This is a genomic window from Pelagicoccus enzymogenes (genome assembly GCF_014803405.1).
In the GTDB taxonomy this organism is placed as follows: Bacteria; Verrucomicrobiota; Verrucomicrobiia; order Opitutales; family Opitutaceae; genus Pelagicoccus; species Pelagicoccus enzymogenes.
Genome location: NZ_JACYFG010000023.1, coordinates 1 through 3,296 on the forward strand (window position 1 = coordinate 1; position 3,296 = coordinate 3,296).

6 protein-coding genes are annotated in these 3,296 nt (G+C 48.6%); 2 read left to right on the plus strand and 4 right to left on the minus strand.

The genetic code is table 11. The features are described from left to right. Positions 1-696: IS256 family transposase (locus IEN85_RS10565; protein WP_191616775.1), on the plus strand; the 696-nt coding region annotated here is incomplete at its 5' end. Between the two features lie 66 nt (positions 697-762). Beyond that, positions 763-1,245 carry a group II intron maturase-specific domain-containing protein gene (locus IEN85_RS24965; RefSeq protein WP_425503167.1) on the plus strand — a complete coding sequence of 161 codons (483 nt, stop codon included), beginning with the start codon at positions 763-765 and terminating at the stop codon, positions 1,243-1,245. A 91-nt stretch (positions 1,246-1,336) separates the two neighbouring features. Here IEN85_RS24965 and IEN85_RS10575 read toward each other — a convergent pair whose 3' ends face one another. The 4 genes from IEN85_RS10575 to IEN85_RS10590 form a co-directional block, all read right to left on the minus strand. Then, on the minus strand, positions 1,337-1,807 hold the full coding sequence (locus IEN85_RS10575; protein WP_191617063.1) for a hypothetical protein: 471 nt from the start codon (positions 1,805-1,807) through the stop codon (positions 1,337-1,339). Positions 1,808-1,945: 138 nt separating this feature from the next. Beyond that, complete coding sequence (locus IEN85_RS10580) at positions 1,946-2,350, minus strand: hypothetical protein (protein WP_191617064.1); 405 nt, start codon at positions 2,348-2,350, stop codon at positions 1,946-1,948. A 15-nt stretch (positions 2,351-2,365) separates the two neighbouring features. Further along, positions 2,366-2,779: a hypothetical protein gene (locus IEN85_RS10585; protein WP_191617066.1), complete on the minus strand. Its 414-nt coding sequence runs from the start codon at positions 2,777-2,779 to the stop codon at positions 2,366-2,368. 133 nt (positions 2,780-2,912) lie between these two features. Further along, positions 2,913-3,296 (minus strand): hypothetical protein (locus IEN85_RS10590; RefSeq protein WP_224772553.1); only part of this gene is annotated, 384 nt, incomplete at its 5' end.

Here is a 3,296-nt window from a genome sequence, read left to right on the forward strand (position 1 = left end):
TGGCTGAAGCGCTCGTGGGGAGGCGAGATGGAGAACGTGAGCGTGCTTGTCGCCATCGGCGTCAACGAGCATGGCTTCCGCGAGGTGCTCGGCGTCGTCGAGGGGATGAGCGAGTCGAAGGACAGCTGGCTGGAGCTGCTGAAGAACCTCTACTCGCGAGGACTCGAGAAGATAGACCTAACGGTTTCCGACAAGTCCAAGGGGCTCGTCGAAGCGCTTCCCGAGATCTATCCGGCAAGCAAGTGGCAGAGATGCCTCTTCCACTTCCACCGCAACGTGCTGGCCAAGGTCTCGCACAGCAAGAAGGCGACCGCGGCGGCGATGCTCAAGGCGATCCACGCCCAAGAGTCTGCCGAAGCGGCTACCCGCAAGGCGATCGAGGTGGCCGACGCGCTCGAGTCGATGAAGCTTGCCGCTGCGGCTGCGGTCCTTCGAGAGGGTGTATCCGAGAGCGTCACCTACTACCGGTTCCCCAGGAAGCACCACCGAAGCATACGGACCAACAACATGCTGGAACGGATAATGAAGGAGATCAGGCGACGAACCCGCGTTGTCGGTTGCTTCCCTGACGGCAAGAGCGCGTTGATGCTGGCTTGCGCCAGATTGCGATACGTCGCTTCGAAGTCGTGGTCGGACAGCCGAGTCTATCTGGACATGAAGCTGCTGGCCGAAGAAAACGAGGAGAAGAGCGCCTGAAGCGGCGGCAGCCCCCTCGGGGGCTAATTGACTTTTAGATACCTTTAACCAATAACCAAAAAACGAATACGCCACTGCCTTAAGGTACAGCTACCTTTTTGCGAAAGATTCCGGACACTAACTAGCGAGAAGTCGCTCAAGCGCTTCAAGCTGCGAATAAAGGAACTTACCTCTAGGAGCCTAGGCGTATCGATGGAGTTTCGATTGTCGAAGCTCCGCTCGTATTGCGTGGGCTGGTTCCACTACTTCAAGTTTGGGTTCCTGTGTAGGGAAGCTCGGGCTTGGGACGGTTGGATCCGCCGTCGCGTGCGACTATGCTACTGGAAAATGTGGAAGCTGCCTCGGACGAGGCGTCGTATGTTGATAAAGCTGGGCGTCGAACCCTCGGCGGTGAAGCTGGCAAGTCGTAGCCGAAAGGGCTACTGGCGGCTCAGCATGAATCCATTAGTTCGATACGCGTTGTCCAACGCCTGGCTCGAGGAGCAAGGAGTCCCGTCATTGAGTGAACTGCTGATCGTCTTTAGACACGGAGACCAAGCGAAAGTCTGATCGCCGTTATATATAACTAGGAAACGCCACTTACGGATCCGTATGAGTGGTGTTGTGGGAGCTTGGGGAGTTAATGCCCCCGGCTACCCGATTATGTAATTTCTGTTTTTGATATTTCAAGTTGGGCAACCTTTTGAAAAAAACCTAATTTTTCGTCGAAATTCTTTCTTAGGCTTTTTTGGTAATCCATGTCAGGAGTGTTCTTATTTCCAATCGCAAATTGGTTTGTGGCATCCATTAGATTGTATGCAGCCATTCTTACTTCGTCCGAATTAGATATTTGAAGCAGATTGAAGCTTCTCAAGTATTCTTGATATTCGTTCGAACCAGCATCAAGGCTGGTGTAGAGATGACTTTGAACGAGATTCTGCGACCGAGAGAGGAAATCAACGAATCTGTCCTCTTTCTTTTGTAGGTCTTCAATTCGTCTCTTTCGTTGTTCCTTGTTTAGCTCGTGATTGTGATTCTGCCGATTTCCAAGCCAACCGAAGAATCCGGCGATTAATGCTCCGAGCCCGATCTTCAGGGCTGTATCAATCGTGTCTATCCATTCGTTTTCCATCGTGATTTATTTCTCACATAACGCTAAGCTGATACGCGAGGGCTCGAAAGCCGAGGTAAAGGAGTAGGGTGAGTATCGTCCTTGCTGCATCCACAACTCGGGCGTTTGGCCCGAGTTGTATCGAGCGTCTTGTTCGAACTATTTTCTCTTAACATTTTCAATCAGCTTATCGATAGCGTTCTTTACTAGCACTTCGTTTAAATAGAATTGTTGGCCAAATTCGTCGATATAGGTGTTTCCGCCTCTTTTAGTCGAAAGGTATGAATCATAGTTCTTCTCATAGTCCTTTCGTTCCAATAAGCTCAGATGTCTGCTGAAGAGCCGAAAGTCATCCTCATTCGGTCCACTGATTGGTGCTTCGAGTCTTTCTTTCTCTTTGCAGAGTGCGAGGTAGATTCTATCTGCGATCTCGTTGTATTCCTTTCTTTTGTCTCGTGAAAGAGCAATTCGGTGTCCGAAGAAGAATCCAATGCATCCAGTCAGAAGGGAAAAAGCTGGGTTGGCGATAACTTGGTAAAAGAAACTGGGGTCAGCTGAACTCATATATTCTTCGAACGTCTAAGTCAGGCGACGAGCGCTTGCGCTCGTTGCCTGAACTGCCTGGTTGGGCTTGTTGATTTCCTTAAAATTGTGAGCCAGTACGATAGAGGATCCGATGATTGCGGAAAGGAACCAAACTGATTCAGCAACGGTGCCCCAGTTTCTAATCCAATCAACGATTATGTAGATCGCGATCCACGATCCGATCGTGCATCCAAATAGGTATAGAAGTTTTTTCTTTGTTCTTTCTTTGGTTACTGCCACTGCAACGATCATAGTGAGAAAGCCGGATGCGAATGAGTAGATGCCTAAAAGAATGGTGACCAGTGCGAATGAATCGATAGCGAACATCGTAACTAATGCTGGAGTGACCTGAAGGCTTGGGACAATGCAGAATGTCGCTATCAGCAGAAGTAGCTCTTTGATCTTCATTTTCTATTTTTGCCCAACGCAGAGCTCAGGCGACAAGGCCTAAACTATCGTTTGGATTACTGGGGTGGTTGGTTTTCATGGGTTCGTAATGAAAGAGGCGAGCGTTTGCCGCAGTTGCCTGGAGCGACTTGTTCTACCTAATATTTTTTATCGTTCCTTTTCCTAAAACGAATTCTTTCCCATGGAGGTAGAATATCTTTTCGTAATCAATTGTTCCATTTTCGTGTAGCCGACAGTTCACATAGTATCCATATATTAAATCCTTTTTTAGCAGTCGTTGGTATTCTTCTTTTGTCTTTAGATCGTAGTGGGTGATGACTTTTCCGTCATTCTGTACGATGTTGTCGAACAGGCTGGGCTCTTGGTATGTGTGAGGGAATGCTTCGCTTTTTAGTTCCGATTCGAGGCATTTCCATTCTTCTGGAGTGTTGAGTTTGATTACTGCCCAAGCTGAAGAGATCACGCCAAGTATGACGATAGTGATAAGCAATGATCTTTTCATTTTTTTTGTAGAACG

Coding starts and splice junctions, on each gene's coding strand:
- IEN85_RS10575 (WP_191617063.1), bottom strand. CDS start 1,807: ATGGAAAACGAATGGATAGACACGATTGATACAGCCCTGAAGATCGGG.
- IEN85_RS10580 (WP_191617064.1), bottom strand. CDS start 2,350: ATGAGTTCAGCTGACCCCAGTTTCTTTTACCAAGTTATCGCCAACCCA.
- IEN85_RS10585 (WP_191617066.1), bottom strand. CDS start 2,779: ATGAAGATCAAAGAGCTACTTCTGCTGATAGCGACATTCTGCATTGTC.